The organism is Cellulomonas xiejunii, from assembly GCF_024508315.1.
Lineage (GTDB): Bacteria > Actinomycetota > Actinomycetes > Actinomycetales > Cellulomonadaceae > Cellulomonas > Cellulomonas xiejunii.
Window position 1 is genome coordinate 3371728 of the sequence record NZ_CP101987.1, and the last position, 22938, is coordinate 3394665.

At 73.2% G+C, this 22938-nt stretch carries 16 protein-coding genes; 7 read left to right on the forward strand and 9 right to left on the reverse strand.

What is annotated here, in order from left to right; all coding sequences use genetic code 11:
• The first annotated feature begins 73 nt into the window (after positions 1 to 73).
• Positions 74 to 853 carry an ABC transporter ATP-binding protein gene (locus NP048_RS15535; protein WP_227576526.1) on the forward strand — a complete coding sequence of 260 codons (780 nt, stop codon included), beginning with the start codon at positions 74 to 76 and terminating at the stop codon, positions 851 to 853.
• Between the two features lie 194 nt (positions 854 to 1047).
• Here the strand turns inward: NP048_RS15535 and NP048_RS15540 are convergent, their stop codons facing one another.
• The gene (locus tag NP048_RS15540) at positions 1048 to 3537 is read right to left on the reverse strand and encodes a non-reducing end alpha-L-arabinofuranosidase family hydrolase (RefSeq protein ID WP_227576527.1); all 2490 of its coding nucleotides are present in this window, start codon (positions 3535 to 3537) and stop codon (positions 1048 to 1050) included.
• 218 nt (positions 3538 to 3755) lie between these two features.
• A complete protein-coding gene (locus tag NP048_RS15545) occupies positions 3756 to 6056 on the reverse strand; it encodes an exo-beta-d-1,3/1,6-glucosidase (RefSeq protein WP_372456807.1) in 2301 nt (766 codons plus the stop codon).
• 312 nt (positions 6057 to 6368) lie between these two features.
• On the opposite strand from NP048_RS15545, the gene NP048_RS15550 reads away from it, so the two are divergent.
• The 3 genes from NP048_RS15550 to NP048_RS15560 are packed head-to-tail and all read left to right on the forward strand — an operon-like array spanning position 6369 to position 8949.
• Positions 6369 to 6695 carry a hypothetical protein gene (locus tag NP048_RS15550; RefSeq protein WP_227576529.1) on the forward strand — a complete coding sequence of 109 codons (327 nt, stop codon included), beginning with the start codon at positions 6369 to 6371 and terminating at the stop codon, positions 6693 to 6695.
• A 55-nt stretch (positions 6696 to 6750) separates the two neighbouring features.
• The gene (locus NP048_RS15555; RefSeq protein ID WP_227576530.1) at positions 6751 to 7149 is read left to right on the forward strand and encodes a VOC family protein; all 399 of its coding nucleotides are present in this window, start codon (positions 6751 to 6753) and stop codon (positions 7147 to 7149) included.
• Positions 7150 to 7182: 33 nt separating this feature from the next.
• Positions 7183 to 8949 (forward strand): bifunctional 3'-5' exonuclease/DNA polymerase, encoded by a 1767-nt coding sequence (locus NP048_RS15560; RefSeq protein ID WP_227576531.1) that lies wholly within the window; start codon positions 7183 to 7185, stop codon positions 8947 to 8949.
• Between the two features lie 7 nt (positions 8950 to 8956).
• On the opposite strand, the gene NP048_RS15565 is transcribed toward NP048_RS15560, so the two are convergent.
• Positions 8957 to 9979: a LacI family DNA-binding transcriptional regulator gene (locus NP048_RS15565; protein WP_227576532.1), complete on the reverse strand. Its 1023-nt coding sequence runs from the start codon at positions 9977 to 9979 to the stop codon at positions 8957 to 8959.
• Positions 9980 to 10377: 398 nt separating this feature from the next.
• Positions 10378 to 10995, reverse strand: a complete 618-nt coding sequence (locus tag NP048_RS15570; RefSeq protein WP_227576533.1) for a sugar O-acetyltransferase — start codon at positions 10993 to 10995, stop codon at positions 10378 to 10380.
• 110 nt (positions 10996 to 11105) lie between these two features.
• On the opposite strand from NP048_RS15570, the gene NP048_RS15575 reads away from it, so the two are divergent.
• A complete protein-coding gene (locus NP048_RS15575) occupies positions 11106 to 12275 on the forward strand; it encodes a PrsW family intramembrane metalloprotease (protein WP_227576534.1) in 1170 nt (389 codons plus the stop codon).
• A gap of 45 nt (positions 12276 to 12320) precedes the next feature.
• Here the strand turns inward: NP048_RS15575 and NP048_RS15580 are convergent, their stop codons facing one another.
• Together NP048_RS15580 and NP048_RS15585 are read right to left on the reverse strand one after the other, a co-directional pair.
• On the reverse strand, positions 12321 to 13061 hold the full coding sequence (locus NP048_RS15580; protein ID WP_227576535.1) for a cupin domain-containing protein: 741 nt from the start codon (positions 13059 to 13061) through the stop codon (positions 12321 to 12323).
• A 47-nt stretch (positions 13062 to 13108) separates the two neighbouring features.
• Positions 13109 to 13783: a TetR/AcrR family transcriptional regulator gene (locus tag NP048_RS15585; protein ID WP_227576536.1), complete on the reverse strand. Its 675-nt coding sequence runs from the start codon at positions 13781 to 13783 to the stop codon at positions 13109 to 13111.
• Positions 13784 to 13925: 142 nt separating this feature from the next.
• Here NP048_RS15585 and NP048_RS15590 point away from each other — a divergent pair, with 142 nt between their 5' ends.
• Together NP048_RS15590 and NP048_RS15595 are read left to right on the forward strand one after the other, a co-directional pair.
• Positions 13926 to 16685, forward strand: a complete 2760-nt coding sequence (locus NP048_RS15590; RefSeq protein ID WP_227576537.1) for an MMPL family transporter — start codon at positions 13926 to 13928, stop codon at positions 16683 to 16685.
• Positions 16686 to 16705: 20 nt separating this feature from the next.
• On the forward strand, positions 16706 to 18922 hold the full coding sequence (locus NP048_RS15595; RefSeq protein WP_227576538.1) for a YhgE/Pip family protein: 2217 nt from the start codon (positions 16706 to 16708) through the stop codon (positions 18920 to 18922).
• 273 nt (positions 18923 to 19195) lie between these two features.
• Here the strand turns inward: NP048_RS15595 and NP048_RS15600 are convergent, their stop codons facing one another.
• The 3 genes from NP048_RS15600 to NP048_RS15610 are packed head-to-tail and all read right to left on the reverse strand — an operon-like array spanning position 19196 to position 22901.
• Positions 19196 to 20245: an ABC transporter permease subunit gene (locus NP048_RS15600; protein ID WP_227576539.1), complete on the reverse strand. Its 1050-nt coding sequence runs from the start codon at positions 20243 to 20245 to the stop codon at positions 19196 to 19198.
• Positions 20242 to 21354, reverse strand: a complete 1113-nt coding sequence (locus NP048_RS15605; RefSeq protein WP_227576540.1) for an ABC transporter permease — start codon at positions 21352 to 21354, stop codon at positions 20242 to 20244. The genes NP048_RS15600 and NP048_RS15605 overlap by 4 nt, the downstream gene beginning before the upstream one ends.
• Positions 21351 to 22901 (reverse strand): sugar ABC transporter ATP-binding protein, encoded by a 1551-nt coding sequence (locus NP048_RS15610; protein ID WP_227576541.1) that lies wholly within the window; start codon positions 22899 to 22901, stop codon positions 21351 to 21353. Before NP048_RS15610 ends, NP048_RS15605 begins: the two co-directional genes overlap by 4 nt.
• Between the last annotated feature and the right edge of the window lie 37 nt (positions 22902 to 22938).

The following is a 22938-nucleotide window of genomic DNA, read 5'->3' on the forward strand; positions in this document are numbered from 1 at the left end:
ACCGGCCTGGCCGTACGTTGGGACAAGCAACCGGTGTCGACGACACCCCGACGAGACGAGACGAGCACCACGCATGAGCAGCACCCGTGCAGTCCTGCAGGCCACCGACGTCTGGGCGGGGTACGGCGGACCGCCCGTGCTGGCGGGGGTCGACCTCACGCTGCGCCCCGGCGACGCCGTCGGCCTGCTCGGCCGCTCGGGTGTCGGCAAGTCCACGCTGGTGGAGATCCTCGGCGGGGGCATGCGGCCCGGGCAGGGGCACGTGACCCTCGACGGCGTGCCCGTCGCCAAGACGCCCCGCCGCAAGCGCAAGGACGTCAAGGCGCGTCTGCGCACGGTCCACCAGAACGGCATCGCCGGCGTCGACATCCAGCGCACCGTCGAGGAGACGATCCTCGACGCGTTCAAGGAGGCCCGCAAGGCCGGCCGGACCACGAACAACGACGTCGAGGCCGCCCTGGCCGTCGTCGGTCTGCCCATCCGGTTCGTCACCCGCCGGGTGGGGACGCTGTCCGGCGGGGAGCGGCAGCGCATCGCCATCGCCCGCGCGCTGGCCACCCGGCCGGACGTGCTCCTGCTCGACGAGCCGCTGACGGCCGTCGACCAGACCATGCGCGAGGAGGTCGCCGACGAGGTCCGCGCGCTCGTGCGCGCCGACGGCATCGGCCTGCTCGTCGCGTCGCACGACGTGCGGCTGCTGGAGCGGCTGACGGACCACGTGCTGGTCCTGGCCGAGGGCACGATCGTCGAGTCCGGGCCCCTGCGCGAGGTGCTGCGCGACCCGCAGCACCCGGACACCAAGGCGCTCGTCGAGGCCCTGCCCGACGCGGTCGGCGGGCAGCCGCGCCGCTGAGCCGTCGCTTCGAGCCGGGCGGGAGACCGCGCCGGCCACGTGGCCGGCGCGGTCGGCGAAGGGCCGGGCGGCCCCTCGCGCCGCCCGACCCACCCGGGTCCGAGATCCCGGGCCGCGCCCGACCGCCGCCGGGGGGCGACGGTCGGGCGATCATGCGTCGGTCGGGACTCCGGTCCGCCGACGGTCGTGGCTGACTAGCGCTGCATCGTCAGCAGGCCCGGGCGGTACGGCAGGCGACCGTAGTCGCCGCCCGAGCTCGGGCTGCGGCCCTGGTAGAGCAGCCGCAGGTTGCACGGGTCGACCGTCATGGTCTGGTCCGCGCTGACCCGCAGCAGCTCACCGTGGCTGATGTCGTTGGTCCACGTCGCGCCGCTGTTGGCCTTGCCGGCGAACGGGTTCGACTCGGTCGCGGCCTGGGGGGTCCACGTCCCGTCCAGGCTCGTGGCCGTGAAGGACCGGAAGTAGCGGCCCTGCGAGCCGATGGCCTCGACGATCATGAGGTACCGCTGCTGGCCCTGGAGCTTGTAGACCTGGACGGCCTCGAACAGGTTGTTCGTCGTGTCCGTCATGATCGTCTGGTAGCTCGACCCGAAGCTGCCCGGGAAGTTCCCGATCGGCATCGACGCCCGGTAGATGTTGCCGTTGTCACCGGCGAAGAACAGGTACATGTTGCGGTCGTCGCCGATGAGCGCCTGGTCGATCGGGCCTGTGCCGGAGTTGGAGATGCTGCCGGTGAACAGGTTCTGGTGCGGCCCCCAGCTGTTGACGTCCGTGGGGTTGGTCGACGTCCGGTAGGAGAACGCCGGGCCGCCCCACTGGTAGGCGAGCACCCACACGTTCTTGGGTGCGAAGTAGAACAGCGACGGCGCCACCGCGCTGAACGGCATGGCGTTCTGGCTCGCCGAGCCCATCTGCGAGTAGTTGGTGAACAGGCCGAAGTTCATCGACCCCCACGACTCGCCGTTGTCGTGCGTCGTGGCGTACACGAGCTGCTGCCCGTTGTACGGCGCGACCGTGAAGTCCTTCAGCGAGACCCAGCCGGAGCGCGGCTGTGCGAGCACCCCGGAGTCCGACCAGCGGTACGAGGACGGCAGGTTGCAGGTGGGCTGCGTCGTGGGCGTGGGCGTGACCGTCGGCGTGGGCGTGACCGTCGGGGTCGGCGTGACCGTCGGCGTGGGCGTGACCGTCGGGGTCGGGGTCACGCTCGGGGTGGACGTCGCCGTGGGCCCCTGGGTCGGGGTCACGGCACCGTTGCAGGCGGCACCGTTCAGCGTGAACGCCGTGGGCACCGGGTTGGCGCTGCCGGAGAACACGCCGTTGAAACCGAGCTGCACCGTGCCGCCGGACGGGACGGACCCGTTGTAGTCGGCGTTCCGGATGCTCACCTGGTTGCCGGTCTGGGTCGTGACGCCGCTCCAGGACTGCTGCACGCTCTGGTTGCCGGGGAACGCGAACGCGAGAGTCCAGCCGTTGAGCGCCGCACCGTGGTTCGTGATCCGGATCTCACCGGTGAAGCCGCCCGGCCACTGCGCCGTGACCCTGTACACCACCGTGCACGCGCCGGTGCCCGGGTTCTGCGTGGGCGTCGTCGACGGTGTCGGTGTCGGTGTCGGTGTCGGGGTCGCGGACCGCGTGGGCGTCGGCGTCGGCGACTGCGTCGGGGACTGGGTCGGCGGCGCCGCGTTCAGGGCGTCGAGGACCGCGGTGTACGCGGCCTTCTTGTTGCCCGAGCTGTCGAAGAGCAGCGGGTTGGCGCCCGTGCGCCACGAGTCGTTGTCGCGGACGCCCCACACCGTGATGCCGGTGCAGCGCGCGACGGCGAGGCACGCCTGCGTGACCTGCCGGTACGCGTTGGCCTGGTTGCCGCCCTGCTCGATGTCGAGCTCGGTGATCTGCACGTCGACACCGAGGTCGGCGAAGCGCTGGAGGTTGGCCTGGTAGTCGCCGGGGACGCTCGTGCCCAGGTGGGACTGGAACCCGACGCAGTCGATCGGCACGCCGCGCGCCTTGAAGTCCCGGACCATGTTGTAGATGCCGGTCGACTTCGCATTGACGCCGTCGGTGTTGTAGTCGTTGTAACAGAGCTTGGCGCCCGGGTCGGCGGCGCGGGCGGCGCGGAACGCGGCCTCGATCCAGTCGTCGCCGGTGCGCTGCAGGTTGGAGTCGCGCCGGCTGCCGCGGCCGTCGTCGGCGAACGCCTCGTTGACGACGTCCCAGCTGTGGATCTTGCCCTTGTAGTGGGTGGCGACCTGCGTGATGTGGTTGATCAGGGCCCTGCGCAGCGTGTCGCCGGACATGTTCTGCATCCAGCCCGGCTGCTGCTGGTGCCAGGCGAGCGTGTGCCCGCGCACCTGCTTGCCCTTGCCGAGCGCGTAGCTGACGATCCGGTCGCCGTTGGTGTAGTTGAACTGGTTCTGGTTCGGCTCCGTGGCGTCCATCTTCATCTCGTTCTCGGCCACGATCGAGTTGAACTCACGGTCGACGATGCCCATGTAGGTGCCGTCGTTCATCTTGCCCGCCGCGATCGCCACACCGAAGTACCGCCCGCTCTGCTGGGCGGCTGCACCGAGCGTGCTCGCCGCCGCCTGGGCCGGTAGTGCCGTGAGCACACCCGTGAGCGTCAAGGCGGCGACCGAGGTCGCGGCGACGAGCACCCTGCGGGGCCGTCGCGATGTGTTCTGCATGCGTCACCCTCTCTGCTGGCACCCGCCGACCGCGCGGCGGATGACGTGGGAGCGCCGGACACCGTCGTCCTGCGCGCGACCGGAGGGAGCGAGGGGTCCCGGTGGCCGTTGTGTACGTTCACAATCGCATGATCACGCGGATCTCCGAAGGCCCGGAGGCGCGGCGAATCGTTTAGCGACACACCCGTGGGCAACGCCCGCAGCACGCGGGGGTGAGGTCAGCCCGTGACCGTGAACCCCGCGCGCAGCAGGTCGCGGTCGCGCGACGAGCGGCCGACGAGCAGCTCGAACTCGCCGGGCTCGACCACGCGACGACCCTCGGCGTCGACGATCGTGCAGTCGGCGACGGGCAGCTCGACGTCGACGACGACCGACTCCCCCGGCTCGACGTCGACGTGCCGGTACGCCTTGAGCTCCTTCTCGGCCCACGTCAGGGACGTGACGAGGTCGCTGACGTAGACCTGCACGACCTCGTGCGACGGCCGCGCACCGGTGTTCGTGACGGTGACCTGAGCCCGCACGACGCCGTCGCGCCCGAGGACCGGGTTCGCCACCGTGAGGTCGGAGTACTCGACCGTCGAGTACGTCAGGCCCTCGCCGAACGCGAAGGCGGGGTCCTGCGTGAGGTCCGCGTACCGGCTGCCGTGCTGCCCCCGCAGGCCGTTGTAGTAGACCGGCTGCTGCCCGACGTGCCGCGCGAACGTCAGCGGCAGGCGCCCGGCGGGCTCGATCGTGCCGAGCAGCAGCTCGGCGATCGCACGCCCGCCGCGCATCCCCGGGTTCGCGGCCCACACGATCGCGTCGGCGCCCAGCGCCGAGTCCGGCAGGACCAGCGGCTTGGACGCGATGACGACGACGGTCATCGGCGTCCCCGTCGCGGCCAGAGCGTCGAGCAGCGCGACCTGGCCGCCGACGAGCTCGAGCGTCGCGGTCGACCGCGTCTCGCCCATGAGCCCGATGGTGTCGCCCACGACCGCGACGACGTGGTCGGACGCCTGCGCGGCGGCGACGGCCTCGGCGATGAGCGCCTCGTCCGGGGCTGCCGGGTGCAGGATCGCCATGCGCGGCTGACCGTCGGGGTAGGTCTCGCCCTCGGGGTCCGGGCCCAGCGCGCCGATCTCGGCGCCCTTGGCGTACGTGAGCTCCCAGCTCTCGGGCAGCAGGCCGCTCAGCCCGTCGAGGACCGTCTCGGTCATCTCGCGGGGGTGGCCCTCCTCGCGCATCCAGTCGACCTGGCCGGAGCGCCCCGCCCAGTCGCCGAGCTGCGCGTCGACGTCGTCGGCGTTGGGCCCCACGAGGGCGATGCGCACCGGCGGGGGCACCGAGCCGTCGGGTGCCGTGGCCCGCCCGTCCAGCCCGGACTCCAGGCCCCCGCCGAGCGGCAGGACGCCCGAGTTCTGCAGCAGCACCAGCGAGCGGCGCGTGACGTGCAGGTTGATGTCCTGGTGGTCGTCGGAGCCGATGACCTCGGCCTGCCGCACGGGGTCGGGGCGGCGCGGGTCCTCGAAGAGCCCCAGCTCGAACTTGATCGTCAGGATGCGCGCCACCGCGGCGTCGAGCTGCGACTCGTCGACCAGGCCGTTGGCGACGGCCTTCTGTGCGCCCTCGAAGAACCCCGGCGTCGTCATGACCATGTCGTTGCCCGCGTTCACGGCGTTGGCCGCGGCGTGCTCGTGGTCGGGCGCGATCTTCTGCTCCCAGACCATCCGGCCGACGTTGTCCCAGTCGGTGATGAGCGTCCCGGTCCAGCCCCACTCGCCGCGCAGCACGTCCTGCAGCAGCCAGCGGTTGACGACGATCGGCACGCCGTCGGTGGACTGGTAGCCGATCATGAACGTCCGGGCGCCCTCGCGCGCGACGCGCTCGAACGGCGGCAGGAACCACGAGCGCAGCTTGCGGCGCGAGATGTCGGCCTCGGACGCGTCGCGCCCGCCCTGCGTCTCGGAGTACCCGGCGAAGTGCTTGGCGCACGCGAGGATCGCGGTCGGGTCGTCGAGGCCGTCGCCCTGGTAGCCGCGGACCATCGCCGAGGCGAGCTCGCCGATGAGGAACGGGTCCTCGCCGAACGTCTCTGTCACGCGCCCCCAGCGCAGGTCGCGCGTGATGCAGACGACCGGCGAGAAGGTCCAGTGCAGCCCGGTCGCCGACACCTCGACGGCCGTCACACGCGCCATCGCCTCGGCTGCGGCGGGGTCCCACGACGCCGCGACACCGAGCTGGGTCGGGAAGATCGTGGCGCCCCGCCAGAACGAGTACCCGTGGATCGCGTCGTCCGCGACGAGGAGCGGGATGCGCAACCGCGTGCGCTCGACCGCGTCGAGCGCCTCGAGGACGCGCTGCGGCGAGGCGTGCAGGATCGACCCCACGTGCTTGTCCAGGACGAGGTCCTCGACACCCGGCTGGGCGTCCAGCTGGAGCATCTGACCGACCTTCTCGGGCAGCGTCATACGGCTCAGCAGGTCAGCGACGCGCTCCCGGATGGGCAGCGAAGGGTCCTGGTACGGGGGCGTGTCCACCACGGGGTCCTCTACGACGTTACGGATGCTGCGACCGGCCGCACGACGCTAACGCAGGTGACCCGGCCTGCGGTAACCGCCGGCTGCCGGCGCCGGCGTCGGCGACCGTGGGGCGAAGCGCTTGCGCGGGCCGGTTGCTGGGCCACTCGGGCGGCAGGGGCCCGGACAGTCACCCGATCGCCCTCGTATCTCACCCCGCGTTGCACCCCCCTGTGTCAGTGGGCGCCGATAGCGTCCGGACCGACCCGGCCTGGCCCGCGGTCGGCCGGGTCGCAGGACCCGGGCGTCGGGGGACCGAGCAAAGCGGAGGACCACATGGGCGAGACGGGTGCCACACCGGTGCTGACCTCGGCGGACTGCGTGCTGGTGCGTACGTCCGCGACCGTCGCGACGACGGTGCACCGCGACGGTGCGCACCTCGTCGTGCACTTCCTGCAGGAGTCCGGGGTGACGCGCTGGATGTGGCCGTGCGAGATCCTCACGGACGCGCTGCGCGCGCCCGGCGTCGTCCACGGCGACGACGCGGTCGAGGTCCTCGTCGACCCCGACACCGCCGACCTCGTGGTGACCCTCGACGGCCAGAACGGCACCGCGCTGCTCGCGGTGCCCGGAGACGCCGTCAGGACGGCGCTCCTGCGCTGAGGCGCGTGTCGGAGGCCGGGCGTAACGTGACCGGCACCCGTCATGAGGAGCCGAGATGCCGTTGCGCTGGTACACCACCGTCATCGAGTCCCGCGACCCGCACGCACTCGCCCGCTGGTGGGCGGACGCGCTGGGCTGGGACTACGTCCCCTTCGAGGACGACGAGGCCGGCGTCCTGCCACCGTGGGGACGCGAGCTGGCCGCGTCGCTCCCGTTCCACCGGGTGCCTCCCGGGCTGTGCTTCGTCGCGGTCGACCACGACAAGAGGGCGAAGAGCGCGCTCCACCTCGACTTCGCGCCCCACACCTCGGACGACCGCGAGGCGGAGATCGCCCGGCTGCTCGAGCTCGGGGCGACGCGCGCGGACGTCGGTCAGGGGCCAGACGTCTCCTGGACGGTGCTGGCCGACCCCGAGGGCAACGAGTTCTGCGTCCTGTCCAGCCGCGACGAGTGACGGCGGTGTGGGTGGGGCGCGCGAGGATGGGGCGTGCCCGCGTACGTCCTGCTCACCCGTGACCCGCGCGGCCGTACCGTCACGCTGATCTCGCTGGACGCCGACGCGGGTGCCACCGGCTCGCGCGTCGTCGCCGCGGACGCGCTCGCAGGTGTGGTCGCGCAGGTCGAGGCGGACGAGCACCCACGCTGGGTGTGGGACGACACGCGCCGCTGGTACCCGGCGCTGCTCGCTGCCGGGGTCCGCGTCGACCGCTGCCACGACCTGCGCCTGTGCCACGCGATCCTGCGGCACGCCGCGGCGGCCGCCGGGTCGCGGCTGCAGAGCGCGCCGCCCGGACCGTTCGACGCTCCCCCTGCGCACGAGCAGGCACCGCGCGAGCCGGACCTCCTGGACGCGCTGCGCGAGCTGACGGACGACGGGCCGGCGACCGCGGGCCCGGGCACGGCAGGCGAGCCGCCTGCCACGGACCCCGCCGACCCGGCCGTCCCGCCGGGGCGCGACCCCGCGCCGAACGACGACCCGGACCTGCTCGCGGAGCTGCGCGACCAGCTCGCCGCCGTCGTCGGCTCGGCGCAGCCCGGGCGGCTGCGGCTGCTGCTCGCCGCCGAGTCCACCGGGGCCCTGCTGGCCGCGGAGATGCAGCACGACGGGCTGCCGTGGGACCCGGTGCGGCACGACGAGCTGCTGACGGCCCTGATCGGGCCCCGCCCCGTCGCAGGTGGCCGCCCGCAGCGGCTGGAGGACCTCGTCGCCCGCGTCCGCGAGCTGCTCGACGACCCACGCCTCAACCCCGACTCCCAGCCGCACCTGCTCGCAGCGCTGCGCCGGCAGGGCTTCTCCGTGGCCTCCACCAGCAAGTGGGAGATCCGCGACCTCGACCACCCGGTCGTCGAGCCGCTGCTCGAGTACAAGCGGCTGTCACGGCTGCTGAGCGCCAACGGCTGGGCGTGGCTGGACGCGTGGGTGCACGACGGTCGGTTCCGGCCCACGTACGTCGTCGGGGGCGTGGTCACCGGCCGCTGGGCCACGGACGGCGGCGGGGCCCTGCAGCTGCCGGCCTCGCTGCGCGGCGCCGCCCGGGCCGACGAGGGCTGGCGGCTCGTCGTTGCCGACGCCGCCCAGCTCGAGCCGCGCGTGCTGGCCGCGATGTCCGGTGACCGTGCGATGGCCGAGGCCGCGCGCGGCTCCGACCTGTACCAGCGCATCGCGGACGCGGGCACGGTCCCCACGCGCCAGGACGCCAAGTACGCGCTGCTCGGGGCGATCTACGGTGCGACCACGGGTGCCGCGGGCATGCTCATGCCGCGGCTGACGCGCGCGTACCCGCAGGCGATCGCGCTCGTCGAGGCGGCCGCGCGGGCGGGTGAGCGCGGCGAGCCCGTCTCGACGTGGTTGGGCCGCACGTCACCGCCCGCGAGCGCCGGGTTCCTCGACCGCCTCGGTGCCGCGGGTGCCGAGGGCGCGGACGCCGACGACGTGCGTGACGCGCGCCGCCGGGCACGCGACCGCGGCCGGTTCACCCGCAACTTCGTCGTGCAGGGCACGGCCGCCGAGTGGGCGCTGTGCTGGCTCGCGTCCCTGCGCCGCCGTCTGCGGGACATCGGCGACGGGCGCGCGCACCTCGTGTTCTTCCTCCACGACGAGGTGGTGGTCCACTGCCCCGCCGCGGACGCCGACGCCGTCGCGCAGGCCGTGCGGGACTCGGCGGACGAGGCGGGGACCCTGCTGTTCGGGTCGGCGCCCGTCGAGTTCGCGCTGGACCTGGCGGTCGTCGAGTCGTACGCGGACGCGGCCTGAGCGGGCGTCAGCCCGCAGCGGGAGCGGACTCGCGGACCACGAGGCGCGTGGGCAGGAGCAGGGAGCTGGGGGCCTCGCCGTCGACGACGGCCAGCAGGAGCCGCGCCATCTCGTAGCCGAGCGAGCGGATCGGCTGCTGGACGGTCGTCAGCGCGGGTTGCACGAGCCGGGCGATCGGCAGGTCGTCGAAGCCGACGACGGCGACGTCCTGCGGTACCCGACGGCCGTGCAGCTGCAGCGTCTGGAGGGCACCGGCCGCCATGTTGTCCGACGCGGCCGCGACGGCGTCGATCCTGGGGTCGCGCTCCAGCAGACGCTCCATCGCCCGGGCCCCGCCGTCGCGCGTGAAGTCGGCGTGCTCGACGAGCGTGTGGTCGAGGTCTGCGCCGGACAGCGCGTCGCCGACGCCGTCGAGCCGCGCGACCGCCGCGTGCGAGTCGGCGGGCCCCGCGATGGTCGCGATGCGGCGGCGTCCGAGCCGGACGAGGTGCTCGGCCGCGATGCGGCCACCGTCCCGGTTGTCGACGTCGACGAACCAGTCGGGCCGACCGCGCAGCGGGCGGCCGCCGAACACCGCCGGCAGGCCGGACTCCACCACCATGCGCTGCAGGGGGTCGTCGCCGCGCAGCGCCATGACCATCACGCCGTCGGCGCGGGGACGGCGCAGCATGCGCCGCACCCGGTCGTGCCCGCGCTCGGGGTGGCACAGCAGCAGCTTGAGGTCGAGCTCGGTGCTCTCGAGCGCGGACGTCACGCCCACGATCACCTGCCCGAAGAAGGGGTCGCCGAACAGCTCCGCGTTGTCGTGGGACGCGGCCAGGACGACCGCACCGACCTTCTGGCGCGCCAGTGCCTGCGCCATCACGTTGGGCACGTACCCCAGCTCGCGGACAGCCCGCTCGACGGCGAGTCGCGTGGCCGGGCTGACGTGGATCGCGTTGTTGATCGCGCGCGAGGCGGCGGACCGCGAGACGCCCGCGCGCCGCGCCACCTCGTCGAGCGTCGGGGCCCGACCGGTGCGCCCTGTCATGGATCCCCCCGCCGGCGTGATGATCGGCGCGAGGCTACCACCCGCCTCGTCCGGACATGCCGCGCTCCCGGCCCGTCGGCGCGCTCGGTCCGTTCACTCGTCAGAGGGATGAGCAGGGGCTTCTTCTTGACACCCCGTCGGCGGCACCGCAGCATCGACGCCACACGTGGAAGCGCGTCCAGTCCGACCCCGCGGCACCGCGACGGAGCGGGGGGTGTCGGACCGCTGCTGACGGGCCCGGACGGACGGGAACCGCCGACAGCGACATGGAAGCGCTACCGGTGTCCCGCGAGCCCGACGCGCCCCGCCCCCGGAGCGCCCCTGACCGCGTGCCGCACCACGTCGCTCCGGTGTTCACCCCCCCGGTCACCGGAGCGACGTGGTGCTGGCTCGGCGGCTCAGGCCAACGTGCCGGGCGCGCGGTACGCGAACTCGCGGTCCGCGTCGGTGATGGGCCGCAGCACGCGCGCGGGCACGCCGCCGACGACCACCCCGGGCGGCACGTCCTTCGTCACGACGCTGCCCGCACCGACGATCGAGCCCGCACCGACCGTCACACCGGGCAGCAGCACGACGTGCGCACCGAGCCACACGTCGTCCTCCACGACGACCGGCGCGGAGAACTGCGACATGCCGGCGCGCAGCTCGGGGTGCACGGGGTGGCCCGTGACGCTGATCGTGACGTTGGGCGCGATCATCACCCGCGAGCCGATCGTGACCTCGATGTCGTCGACCAGCGTGAAGCCGACGTTGACGAACACGTCGTCGCCGAACGTCACGTTGTAGCCGTACGAGACCTGCAGCGGCGCCTCGATCCACACGCGCTCGCCCATGCGGCCGAAGAGCTCCCGCAGGAGCGCCTGACGTGCCGGCACGTCCGTGGGGTTGGTCATGTTGAAGCGCCAGGTCAGCTCCTTGGCGCGCTGCCGCTCCTCGACCAGCGCCTCGAGTCCCGGACCCTCGTCGTCGTACAGCTCCTGCGCCCGCATCCTGCGGCGGACCTCGTGCTCGTCCATGCTTCCCCTCGCCTCGCCCCACCCCGCCGGCGGGGACCACGGCCACCCTACGGTCGCCGCACCGCAGGACCCGGAGGACGTGCGTCCCGCCACGCACCTAGGGTGACCGCGTGAGCAGCCACCAGCCCACCCGCCCCGCCGAGCCCGCGCAGTGCGTCCCGCCGCAGTGGGTGCCGTCGCGTCGCCCGCGGACCGCGCGGGACGTCCTGACCGTGCTGGCCGTGGCGCTCCTCGCCGCCGCCACGCTCGGCGCGGTCGCGCTGGTGCTCGTGCAGGTGGGCATGGGCATGGGCGTCGTCGGCATCGTGCTCGCGCTGGTGCCCCTGACGGTCGTGCTGCTGGGCGTGCGCTGGCTCGACCGGTGGGAGCCCGAGCCGCGCGGCGCGCTGCTGTTCGGGCTGCTGTGGGGTGCAGGCGTCGCGGTGCTCGTCTCGCTCGTCGTCAACGACCTCACGCTCTACACCGTCGCGCAGGCGACGGGCGACCTGGACGCGGGCGTGGTCGCGGCCACCGTGGTGTCGGCCCCCGTGATCGAGGAGCTCGCCAAGGGCGCCGGCGTGCTCGTCCTGTTCCTCGCGCGGCGACGCTACTTCGACGGTGTGGTCGACGGGATCGTGTACGCGGGCGTCGTCGCGGCGGGGTTCGCGTTCACGGAGAACGTCCTGTACTTCGGTCAGGCCGGCGCGGCGCTCCCCGAGACGTTCGTGCTGCGCGGCCTGGCGACGCCGTTCGCGCACCTGCTGTTCACGGCGTGCACGGGTGCTGCACTGGGCCTGGCGGCGCGCTCGCAGCACCGGTCCGCCGCGTGGTGGCTGTTCCCGGTCGGGCTGCTGGCCGCGATGACCGCGCACGGGCTGTGGAACGCGACGAGCCTGGTGGCCGGGTCCGCGTACCTGCTGGTGTTCGCCGTCGTGCAGGTGCCCCTGTTCGGCGGTGTCGTCGCGCTGGCGTTCTGGCTGCGCCGGCAGGAGTCCGCCGTGATCCGTCACCGGCTCACCGAGTACGCGCGGGCCGGGTGGTTCGCGCCGCACGAGATCGAGATGCTGGCGTCCCTGCCGCGCCGCAGCACGGCCGTCGGCTGGGCCGCGCGCGCCGGCGGCAAGGACGCGGCCGAGGCGATGCGCCGGTTCCAGCGCGACGCGACCACCCTGGCCTTCCGACGGCAGCTCGCCGTGACGGGCCGCACGGACCTGCACCGGCACGCCGAGTCGGAGCGGGACCTGCTCGCCGCCGTCACGGCGGACCGGCACCGGGTGCTCGCAGCAGCCGCCGGCCGCTGACCGCGGCGCGGGCCTGCGTCGTCGCGGGCGCCGGCCCGCGTCACCTCAGCCCAGGGTCCACGTCTGCGTCCGGCCGCACATGCCGTACCCGCGGGGCGCCGGGTCGGCCTCCAGCCGCTCGGCGCGCCCGGTCTGCAGGTGCGGCGCAGCACCGCGCATGAGGCCCTCGAGGACGGCCGCCGTGGCGTCGGTCTCGGCGAACGCCGTGCGCCCCCACAGGTCCTGCCACCGCGGCACGGACGGCCGTACGAGCCGCACGGCCGCCGCGAAGAACGGGTGCAGCGCGGCGCGCGGGCCCTTCTGCTCGACCGCCTGGAGCAGCTGGGCGTACCCCTGCAGCGCGAGGTCGCGCCGGGCACGGGCCGCGTGCGCGACCTGCTCGTCGGTCACGTCGGAGTGCGCACCACCGACAGGCAGCGCCGCGGCGTCGCGGTACGTCGCGATGTCCGTCAGCGCCGCCGGGGGGAACGTCATGACCGCGTCACCCACCTCCGGCAGGCCGGCGTTCGACATGACGACGAGCACCTCGAGGTCGCCGTCGTTCACGACGCGGTGGATGACGCCCGGCTGGATGGTGACGAGCACCCCGGGCCGCAGCGGGTGCTCGGCGACGCCGTCGGGACTCAGCGTGTGGACGGCCCCCGTGCCCGACAGCACGACGTACGCCTCGCTCGACGCGATGTGCAGGTGCGGGGTCCCGCTGCCCGCGCGCCCGACGCCGTCGGGCGCGAGCCAGTCGTAGACGCGCAGACGACTGACGGAGACACCGCCGGGCAGGTTGGTCATGCGTCCAGCATGCCCGACCGCACCCGGGACCCCGGTGCGCCCCGCGGTCAGAGCGGCAGGGTCAGGCGGTCCGCGACCGTCGGGAGCCAGGTCGCGGCCTCCGCGCGGGCGCGAGCAGCGGGCTGCGGGTCCCCCGAGAGGTCCGCGGCGTCCAGGTCCGCGCGGTAACCCGCGGCGAGGACGCGCAGCACCTGCCGGGCGGGCAGAACGAGCCGGCGACCGAGCGTCGGCATGAGGCGCTCGATCTCGTCGGCGACCTCGTCGGTCATCTGCCGGTCGAGGTCGTGGTGGTGACGCGCGATGTCGGGCTGACGCATCGCCAGCAGGGTGAGCTCGGCGCTGATGACGCGCCAGCGACGGTCGTCGGAGATGCGCTCGAGCAGGATCTCGAGGAACCGCGCCATCGCGTCGACGTCGACCGTCGGGCCCTGCGCGTAGTCGGCCTGGGCGACCGCGAGCGCGCTGCGCAGCTCCTGCAGGCGCCGGCGGTGCTCGCGCGCCGCCAGGTCGAGCAGGAGCGCGTACTTGCTGTCGAAGTTGGAGTAGAAGGCGCCGCGTGTGAAGCCGGCACGCTCGCAGACCGCCTCGATCGACGTCGCGTCGACGCCCTCGTCGGCGAACAGGTCGAACGCGGCGTCGAGCAGCCGCTCCCGCGTGTGCCGGCGGCGGCGCGAGACGGTCGCGTCGACGTCGCCGTCCACGGTCGTGATCGTCTCGCTCATGCCTCCGCCCCTCCGTCGTCGTCGGGCATGAGCCTAGCGGTGTCGATACAGTTGTGTATCGCATACAGTCCTGTATCGAAGTCGTGCCCGGCGCGACCGCCGGACGTCGCCGTCCTCCCCCACACCGCCCTCGGGAGCACCTGTGTCCTCTGCGCTCTACCGCCTCGGCCGCACCGCCTTCGCGCGGCGGCGCGCCGTCATCGGGGCCTGGCTGGGGCTGCTCGTCCTGGTCGGTGCGCTCGCCGGCCTGCTCGGCGGCAAGCTCGACAACTCGGTGACGATCCCCGGGACCGAGTCGCAGGCCGCGCTCGACCACCTCGCGGCGACCTTCCCCGAGGCGGCCGGCACGACCGCCCAGGTGCTGGTGGTCGGCCAGGACGGCAACCACGTCGACGAGCCCGAGGTCGTCGCCGCCGTCGACGACGCGATCGAGGCGTCCACACAGGTCGACGGGGTCACGTCCGCCGTCTCCCCGTTCGACACCGAGACCCCCGGCGCGTCCGCCGTCAGCGACGACGGCGAGGCCGCACTGGTGACGATCTCGCTCGAGGGCGAGGGCGTGTCCATCGGCGCCGACGTCAAGGACCGCCTGCGCGACATCGCCGACGACCTCGACGCGGCCCTGCCCGACGGCTACGACGCGACCATCGGCGGCCAGCTCTACTCCCAGGAGTTCCCCGGGCTGACCGTCACCGAGGCGCTCGGCGTCGTGGTGGCCTTCATCGTGCTCCTGCTGACCCTCGGCTCGTTCGCCGCCGCCGGCATGCCGTTGCTCAACGCCCTGCTCGGCGTGGGGTTCTCGACGCTCCTGGTGCTCGTCGCCGCCGCCTTCACGTCCGTCACCAGCACCACGCCGCTGCTCTCGCTCATGCTCGGGCTGGCCGTCGGCATCGACTACGCGCTGTTCATCGTGTCGCGCCACCGCGAGATGCTGGCGACCGGTCTGCCACCGGCCGAGGCCGCCGCACGCGCCAACGCGACCGCCGGCTCGGCCGTCATCTTCGCCGGCCTCACCGTGATGATCGCGCTCGTCGGTCTCGGTGTCGCCGGCATCCCGTTCCTCACGGTCATGGGCGTGGCCGGCGCCGTGGCCGTCGGCGTCGCGGTGCTGGTCTCCATCACGCTGGTGCCCGCGATGCTCGGCGTCGCCGGGGAGAAGCTGCGCCCGCGGCCGTCGCGCCGCGCGCGTCGCTCGGCCGCCGACCCGGACGCCGCGGCAGCCCCGCCCGCCCCTACCGCGCAGGCGACGGGCGACGACTGGGACCTGCCCGCGCACCACAACCGCTTCTTCGCCGGCTGGGTCCGGCTCGCCACGGCGCGCCCGTGGGTCACCGTCGTCGTCACGGTCGGCGCGCTGCTCGCACTGGCGTTCCCCGCGCTCGACCTGCGCCTCGCGCTGCCCGACGCGGGTGTCTCCCCCACCGACTCCTCGCAGCGCATCACGTACGACCGGATCACCGAGCACTTCGGCCCCGGCGCCAACGGCCCGCTCGTCGTCACCGGCAGCATCGTGACCAGCGAGGACCCGCTGCAGCTCATGGAGGACGTCGCAGACGAGCTGCGGGCGCTGCCCGGCGTCGAGGACGTCCCGCTGTCGACGCCGAACGCCTCGATCGACACCGGCATCGTGCAGGTCGTCCCCACGACCGGGCCCACGGACCCCGAGACCGCCGAGCTCGTGCAGGCCATCCGCGACCTGCGCCCGCAGATCCTCGAGGAGCACGGCTTCGACCTGTCCGTCACGGGCTTCACCGCCGTGGGCATCGACGTGTCGGCCAAGCTCGGCGCGGCCCTGCTGCCCTTCGCGGTGTTCGTCGTCGGCCTCTCGCTCGTCCTGCTGACGATGGTGTTCCGCTCGGTCGCCGTCCCGCTCAAGGCGACGCTCGGCTACCTGCTCTCGGTGGCGGCCGCGTTCGGCGTCGTGACCAGCGTGTTCGAGCATGGCGTCGCCGCCGACCTGCTCCACGTCTCGCGGCAGGGCCCGATCATCTCGTTCATGCCGATCGTCCTCATGGGCGTGCTCTTCGGGCTCGCCATGGACTACGAGGTGTTCCTCGTGTCCCGCATGCGGGAGGACTACGTCCACTCCGGCAAGGCGCGGCAGTCCGTCGCCACCGGGTTCGTCGGGTCCGCCAAGGTCGTCACCGCCGCGGCGGTCATCATGGTCGCGGTGTTCTTCGCGTTCGTCCCCGAGGGCGACATCAACATCAAGCCCATCGCCCTCGGCCTGGCCGTGGGCGTCGCGGTCGACGCGTTCATCGTGCGCATGACGCTCGTGCCCGCCGTGATGCAGATCCTCGGCGACCGTGCCTGGTGGATGCCGCGCAGCCTGGACCGCGTCCTGCCGTCGTTCGACGTCGAGGGCGAGGCGCTGCACCGCGAGCTGAGCATGGCGCGGTGGCCCGAGGACCCCGACGTCGTCGTGGCCGCACGCGACCTGCGCCTGGCTGCCGCCGACGGCACCGACGTCATCAACCTCGCCGTGCGCCGCGGCGACGCGCTCGTCGCGCACGCCGACGAGCCGGCCCGCGTCGCCGCGCTGCTGCTCACGATCGCCGGGCGCCTCGCACCCGCCGGGGGCGACCTCAAGGTCGACGGGTACCTGCTGCCCGTGCGCGCTGCGGCCGTGCGCCGCCGGGTCGGGTACGTCGACCTGCGCACCGAGGGCGTCGACGCGCTCGACGCGGCGGTGGCCGAGCGTCCGGTGGTCCTCGCGGTCGACCGGACCGACCTCGTCACCGACCCGCACGAGCGGGCGCACGTCGCGGCGGCGGTCGCCCGCGCCGTCGAGTCGGGCACCACGCTCCTGCTCGGCGTCGTCGGCACCACCCCGGCCGACGACCTGCTGCCCGCCGACACCCCCGTGACCACCCTCGCGCCGCAGACCGGCGTCCTCGCGTGAGCGCGCAGGAAGGAACCCCGATGACCCGCACCGTGGTGACCCGCCCGTCCCCCCGGCGGTGGCCCGCCGTCGTCGTCGCACTGGCGGCACCGCTGGCGCTCGTCGTCCTGCTGCTCGCCGCCGCGTGGTCCCCCGCGGACGGGCTCGCGCGCGTCAAGGCCGCCGTCGTCAACCTCGACCAGCCCGTCACGCTCGAGGGGCAGTACACGCCGCTCGGACGGCAGCTCGCCGGGGCCCTCGTCGAGGGCGCCGAGGTCGACGCGAACTACGACTGGGTCGTCACGGACGAGGCCGACGCGACCGCCGGGCTCACCGACGGCACGTACGCCGCCGTCGTGACCATCCCGGAGAACTTCTCCGCTGCCGCGACGTCGTTCGCGGCCGGCGAGGGCAAGGTCGAGCAGGCCACGATCGACATCACCTCACCCCGGGGCGCCACCGCCGTCGACCAGGTCCTCGCCTCGACCGTCACGACGACGGCCACGCGGGTGCTCGGCCAGCAGCTCACCACGACGTATGTCGAGAACGTGCTCGTCGGGTTCACGACGCTCAGCGAGCAGCTCGGCGAGGCCGCCGACGGCGCCACGCAGCTGGCCGACGGCGCCGGGCAGCTCGCCGACGGCACGGGCCAGCTCGCGACCGGTGCCGACGGGCTCGCCGACGGCGCCGGGCAGCTCGCCGGCGGTGTGCGTGAGCTGCGGGGCGGGTCGTACGACCTGGCGACGGGGACGGGCCAGCTCGCCCAGGGCGCACGGTCGCTGGCGAGCGGTGCGCAGCAGCTCGCGGGCGGTGCGGGGCAGTCCGCGGTCGGCGCGCGTGAGCTGGCGAACGGTGCATCCGCCCTGCCTGCAGCGACCTCCCCGCTCGCCGACGGGCTGCGGGAGACGGCCGACCGCGCATCTGGCCTCGTGCTGCTCGCGGACGGCATGTCGTCGCTGTCCGACGGCGTGGCTGCACCCCTGACGACGCTCCGCGCCGACCTGACAAAGGTCGAGAAGGCGATCGCGGAGCTCGAGGATGACATCGCCAGGGAGGGTTGCGAGGCCGACGCCACGGCCCCGGGCTGCCCGGAACTCTTGGCCCAGCGAAATCAACAGAGCGCGCAGCGGGACACGATGGAGCACCAGATCGTCGACCTGGCGGGTGTCCTGGCGGCGCAGGTGCAGGAGATCAACGGCCGTCTGCAGCCCGCGGTCGACGGCACAGCCACGACCCCCGGACTCGTGGACGGCCTGGGACAGCTCGCCTACCTCGCCGGCGAGGTCGACACGGGCGCGCAGACTCTCGCCGGTGGCGTGACCGCGCTCGCGGACGGCCTCGACCAGCTCGCGGCCGGCACATCGGACGTCGCCGGCGGTGCCTCGACCCTCGCCGGCGGCGCGTCGCAGCTCGCCGGTGGGTCGTCGCAGCTCGCGGCGGGTGTCGCGCAGCTCGACGGCGGCGCGTCCCAGCTCGCCGACGGCAGCACGCAGCTCGCCGACGGGCTCCGGCAGACCAACGACGGTGCCGTGCAGCTCGCGGACGGCACGGCCGAGCTCGGGACCGGCCTGGGCCAGGCGGTCGACCAGCTCCCCACGACCCCGGAGGACCAGCGCGCCGACCTCGCACAGGTCGTGACCGCACCGGTCGCGGCGCCCGCGTCGTCGGTCTCGGCGCCGCTGGGTCAGGTCTCGGTGCTGGTCGCCGTGGCGCTGTGGGTCGGTGCGCTGGTGCTGTTCCTCGTGTTCCGGCCGCTGCCGGTACGCGTCGCCGGGTCGACACGCTCGGCGTTCGCACAGGCTGCGGGGGGCCTGGCCCTCCCGGCGGCGGTGTCGGCGGTCGCCGGTGCGGCGGTCGGTGCCCTCGCAGGCGGTCTGACCGACCAGGGTCTGGGTCGCACGCTCGGGCTCGCGGCGGTCGGCGTCGTCGCCGCAGTCGCCCTGGCGGCGTTCCACCAGGCCGTCGGCGCGTGGTTCGGCACGGCCGGGCGCATCGTCGCCCTGGTGGCGGCCTTCGTGTACCTCGTCGCGGGGCTCGCCGTGACGGTCCCGACGTGGGTCGGCTCGCTGGTGGGCTGGCTGCCACTGGCGCCGGTGGCCGACGCTCTCGGCTCCATCGTCGAGGAGTCCTCTGCCTCCCTGCTCGGCGCGGTCGTCGCGCTCGCCCTGTGGGCGGTCGCGAGCGTCCTGGCGACCACCGGCGCAGCAGCCCGCGCCCGCCGGTCCGTCGGCCCCCGCACCATCGCCGCCTACGCCTGACCCACCCCACCCCCACCCCCACCCACCCCAGGCGTGAGAGTGCAATCCAGCCACCCACCCCAGGCGTGAGCGTGCAATCCAGCCACCCACCCTGGGCGTGAGAGTGCAATCCAACTACCCACCCCAGGCGTGAGTGCGTGCTCGATTGCACTCTCACGCTTGCGAGGGGTGCTGGATTGCACTCTCACGCCTGGTACGCGGGGGTGCTGGATTGCACTCTCACGCCTGGGGGGTGGAGGGGTGGGTGGGGTGGGTGGGGTGGGTGGGGTGGGGTCAGTGGCGGCGGACGGCGAGGACGCGCTGCAGGATGACGAACGCCAGCAGGACGACGCCGATGAACACGCGGGTCCACCAGGACTCCAGGCCCTCGCGGGCGATGAGCACCTGGATCAGCCCGTACACGAGCACCCCGGCGCCGGTGCCGAGCACGAACCCGACGCCGCCGGACAGCAGGGTGCCGCCGATGACCACGGCCGCGATCGCGTCGAGCTCCATGCCGACGCCCGTGAGGTTGAAGCCGGACTTCGTGTACAGCGCGAACAGCACCCCGGCGATACCGGCGCACGTGCCGGAGATGACGTACACCCAGACGCGGGTGCGCGCGGGTCGCAGGCCCATGAGGTTGACCGCGGCTCCCCCGTCACCGGCGCCCAGCCCGTACACGGACCGGCCGAACCGGGTGTAGTGCAGGACGAGGAAGGCGATGAGCAGCACGGCCATCGCGATGAGCATGCTGGCGTTGATGCGCCACAGCTGACGGCCCTCGCCGAACTTCAGGCCCCACGCCGCGAGCGCCGAGAACCCCTCGTCGTCGATCTTCAGCGAGTTGACGCTGATGACGTTCGCCAGGCCGCGCGCGAGGAACATGACCGCGAGCGACGCGATGAAGGGTTGGATGTCGAACACCTGCACCATCACGCCGATGAGCAGCCCGCACGACGTGCCGATCAGCACGGCGACGACGAGCACCACCGGCAGCGGCAGGCCCGCGGTGAACATCTCCGCGATCGACAGCCCGACGAGCGCGACGACCGCTCCCACCGACAGGTCGATGCCGCCGGTGAGGATGACGAACGTCATCCCGACGGCGAGCACCAGCAGGTAGGAGTTGTCGACGAGCAGGTTCGACAGCAGCTTCATGCTGACGAAGTCGACCCGGTCGGTCGAGTACCGCTGCTGACCGATGCCCAGCATCAGCGCCAGCGTGAGCAGCGTGCCCAGGACGGGCAGGAACCGGCGGTCCAGGCTGCTGAGCGCCCGCCGCGCCCGCGTCACGACCGTCGGGGGCGCTCCGTGCGTACGGACCATCTCCTCGGTGCTCATGCCGTCACCTCCGCGGCGTTCGTCGTCTCGACCGGGGCGGCCGGGGTGTCCTCCCGGTCGGCCCGTCGTCGTCCGCGCAGCATCGCGCGCAGCGTCGGCGACGCCGCCACGCAGACCGCGATGAGTACGAGGGCCTTGAACAGGGGCGTCGTCTGCGACGGGAGCTGGAAGATGATGACGGCACGCTCGAGGGTGCTCAGCAGCATGGCGCCGACGAGCAGCCCCCCGAGGTAGAAGCGGCCGCCGTCGAGCTTCGTGCCGCCGAGCACGACGACCATGATCGCGTCGAGCTCCTTCATCAGGCCGATGTTGTTGGCGTCCGCCGCCATCGTCGGGGCCCCGTACACGAGCCCGGCGAGCGCCGCGAGCACGCCGGCGATGACGTAGACGGTCCACGTCGTGCGGCGCGCCCGGACGCCCGCGAGCCGGCTGGCCTCGCGGTTGATGCCGATCGACTCGAGGAACATGCCCAGCGCGGTGCGGCGCACGACCACGACCACGATGACGAACGCGGCGATCGCGATGACGACCGGCGTCGGCACGCCCAGGAAGAACCCGGAGCCGATGGTCTTGAACGGCGGGCTCGTGACGGTGGTGATCTGCCCCTTCGTGATGAGCATCGCGATGCCGCGCCCGGCGACCATGAGGATCATCGTCGCGATGAACGGCTGGATGCCCAGCCCGGCGACCATCGCACCGTTGAACGCCCCGCCGAGCGCCCCGACGGCCAGGCCGAGCACGATCGCCGTGAGCACCGTGGGGACCGCCCGCGGGTCGGCCGCGTTGTCGAGGTACGTGAGCGACACCGCGAGCGCGATCGCCATGACCGCACCCACGGACAGGTCGATGCCGCCGGTCGCGATGACGAGGCACATGCCGAGTGCGAGCAGCAGCGGCGTCGCGCTGTTGCGCAGCAAGTCGACGATCTGGCCGAACAGGTGGCCGTCGCGGACCGTGACGTCGAGGAAGCCGGGGCTCGCCGCACCGCAGGCGAGGATCAGCAGGACCAGCGCGAGGAGCGGCCAGAACAGGCCGTGGTGGGTGACCTCGCGCCAGACGGCGGCACCGCGGGACGCCGCTGGGGCGGGCGCGGGGGTGGTCGGGGTCATGCGTGGGCTCCGCTCGGGGGGACGGTCGCGGCGATGGTCTCGAGGATGGTCGACGTGGTCACGTCGTCGGTGTTGACGAGGTCGTCGACCTTCTTCCGGTCCCGCATGACGACGAGCCGCTGGCTCAGGCGCAGGACCTCCTCGAGCTCGGAGGAGATGAACACGACGGACATGCCGTCCTGGGCCAGCTCGGTCACGAGCTTCTGGATCTCGGCCTTGGCGCCGACGTCGATGCCACGCGTGGGCTCGTCGAGGATGAGCAGCCGCGGTGCGGTGGCCAGCCAGCGGGCCAGCAGCACCTTCTGCTGGTTGCCGCCGGACAGGTTGCGAATCAACGCGTTCGGGTTGGGCGGGCTGATCTGCAGCGCGGTGATGTACTTCGCGACGACGTCGTCGAGCTGCCGGCGCGGCAGGGGACGCCAGGTGCCGCGGCGGGCCTGCAGGGCCAGGGCGATGTTCTCGCGGACCGTGAGGTCGGCGACGATGCCCTCCTTCTTGCGGTCCTCGGTGGAGTACGCGATGCCGTGGGCGAGCGCCGCGAGCGGCGACGTGAGCCGCGTCAGCCTGCTCTGGACGTGGACCTCGCCGTTGTCGGGCCGGTCGGCGCCGGACAGCAGCCGCGCCATCTCGGTCCGCCCCGAGCCGAGCAGCCCCGCGACGCCGAGGATCTCCCCGGCGTACAGGTTGACGTCGAACGGCTGGACGGAGCCGTTCTTGCCCAGGCCGACGGCCGTGAGGAAGGGCGTCTCCCGCTCCGAGTGGATCGTGATCGTCGAGCGCGCCTTCTCCTCGATGCCGGCGAGCGCGTCGCCCGACCGCCCGATCATCGCGGCGATGAGCTGGCGGCGCGGCAGGTCCTCGATGCGGTGCTCACCGACGAACCGGCCGTTGCGCAGCACGGTGACGCGGTCGGAGATCTCGTAGATCTGGTCGAGGAAGTGCGAGACGAACAGGACGGCGACACCGTCCGCCTTGAGCTGGCGCACGACGCGGAACAGCTCGGCGACCTCGGCGTTGTCGAGGCTCGACGTCGGCTCGTCGAGGATCAACACCTTCGCGTCGACGACGAGCGCCCGCGCGATCGCGCAGAGCTGCTGCACGGCGATCGTGTGCGACGACAGCATCGAGCGCGGGTCGACGTCGAGGTTGAGGCGCGCGAGGTACTCGGCGGCGCGGCGTCGTGTGGCGCGCCAGTCGATGAAAGGGCCGCGGCGCACCTCGTGGCCGAGCATGACGTTCTCGGCCACCGTGAGGTTCGCGCAGAGGTTGACCTCCTGGTAGACGGTCGAGATGCCGGCAGCCTGCGCCTGGCTGGGCCCGTCGAAGCGCAGGTCGTGACCGTCGACCTCGATACGGCCCGAGTCGATCGAGTACACGCCGGTCAGCGCCTTGATGAGCGTGGACTTGCCGGCGCCGTTCTCACCCATGAGGGCGTGCACCTCACCCGGGAACAGGCGGAAGCCGACGTCGTCGAGGGCCTTGACGCCCGGGAAGGCGATCGAGATGCCCGTCATCTGCACGACGGGGGCGGGGGGTGCTGCGGACATCGGTGTCCTCTCCTGCTCGACGGGCGCCCCGGGCGCA

Coding starts and splice junctions, on each gene's coding strand:
- NP048_RS15535 (WP_227576526.1), top strand. CDS start 74: ATGAGCAGCACCCGTGCAGTCCTGCAGGCCACCGACGTCTGGGCGGGG.
- NP048_RS15540 (WP_227576527.1), bottom strand. CDS start 3,537: ATGCAGAACACATCGCGACGGCCCCGCAGGGTGCTCGTCGCCGCGACC.
- NP048_RS15550 (WP_227576529.1), top strand. CDS start 6,369: ATGGGCGAGACGGGTGCCACACCGGTGCTGACCTCGGCGGACTGCGTG.
- NP048_RS15555 (WP_227576530.1), top strand. CDS start 6,751: ATGCCGTTGCGCTGGTACACCACCGTCATCGAGTCCCGCGACCCGCAC.
- NP048_RS15565 (WP_227576532.1), bottom strand. CDS start 9,979: ATGACAGGGCGCACCGGTCGGGCCCCGACGCTCGACGAGGTGGCGCGG.
- NP048_RS15570 (WP_227576533.1), bottom strand. CDS start 10,995: ATGGACGAGCACGAGGTCCGCCGCAGGATGCGGGCGCAGGAGCTGTAC.
- NP048_RS15580 (WP_227576535.1), bottom strand. CDS start 13,061: ATGACCAACCTGCCCGGCGGTGTCTCCGTCAGTCGTCTGCGCGTCTAC.
- NP048_RS15585 (WP_227576536.1), bottom strand. CDS start 13,783: ATGAGCGAGACGATCACGACCGTGGACGGCGACGTCGACGCGACCGTC.
- NP048_RS15595 (WP_227576538.1), top strand. CDS start 16,706: ATGACCCGCACCGTGGTGACCCGCCCGTCCCCCCGGCGGTGGCCCGCC.
- NP048_RS15600 (WP_227576539.1), bottom strand. CDS start 20,245: ATGAGCACCGAGGAGATGGTCCGTACGCACGGAGCGCCCCCGACGGTC.
- NP048_RS15605 (WP_227576540.1), bottom strand. CDS start 21,354: ATGACCCCGACCACCCCCGCGCCCGCCCCAGCGGCGTCCCGCGGTGCC.
- NP048_RS15610 (WP_227576541.1), bottom strand. CDS start 22,901: ATGTCCGCAGCACCCCCCGCCCCCGTCGTGCAGATGACGGGCATCTCG.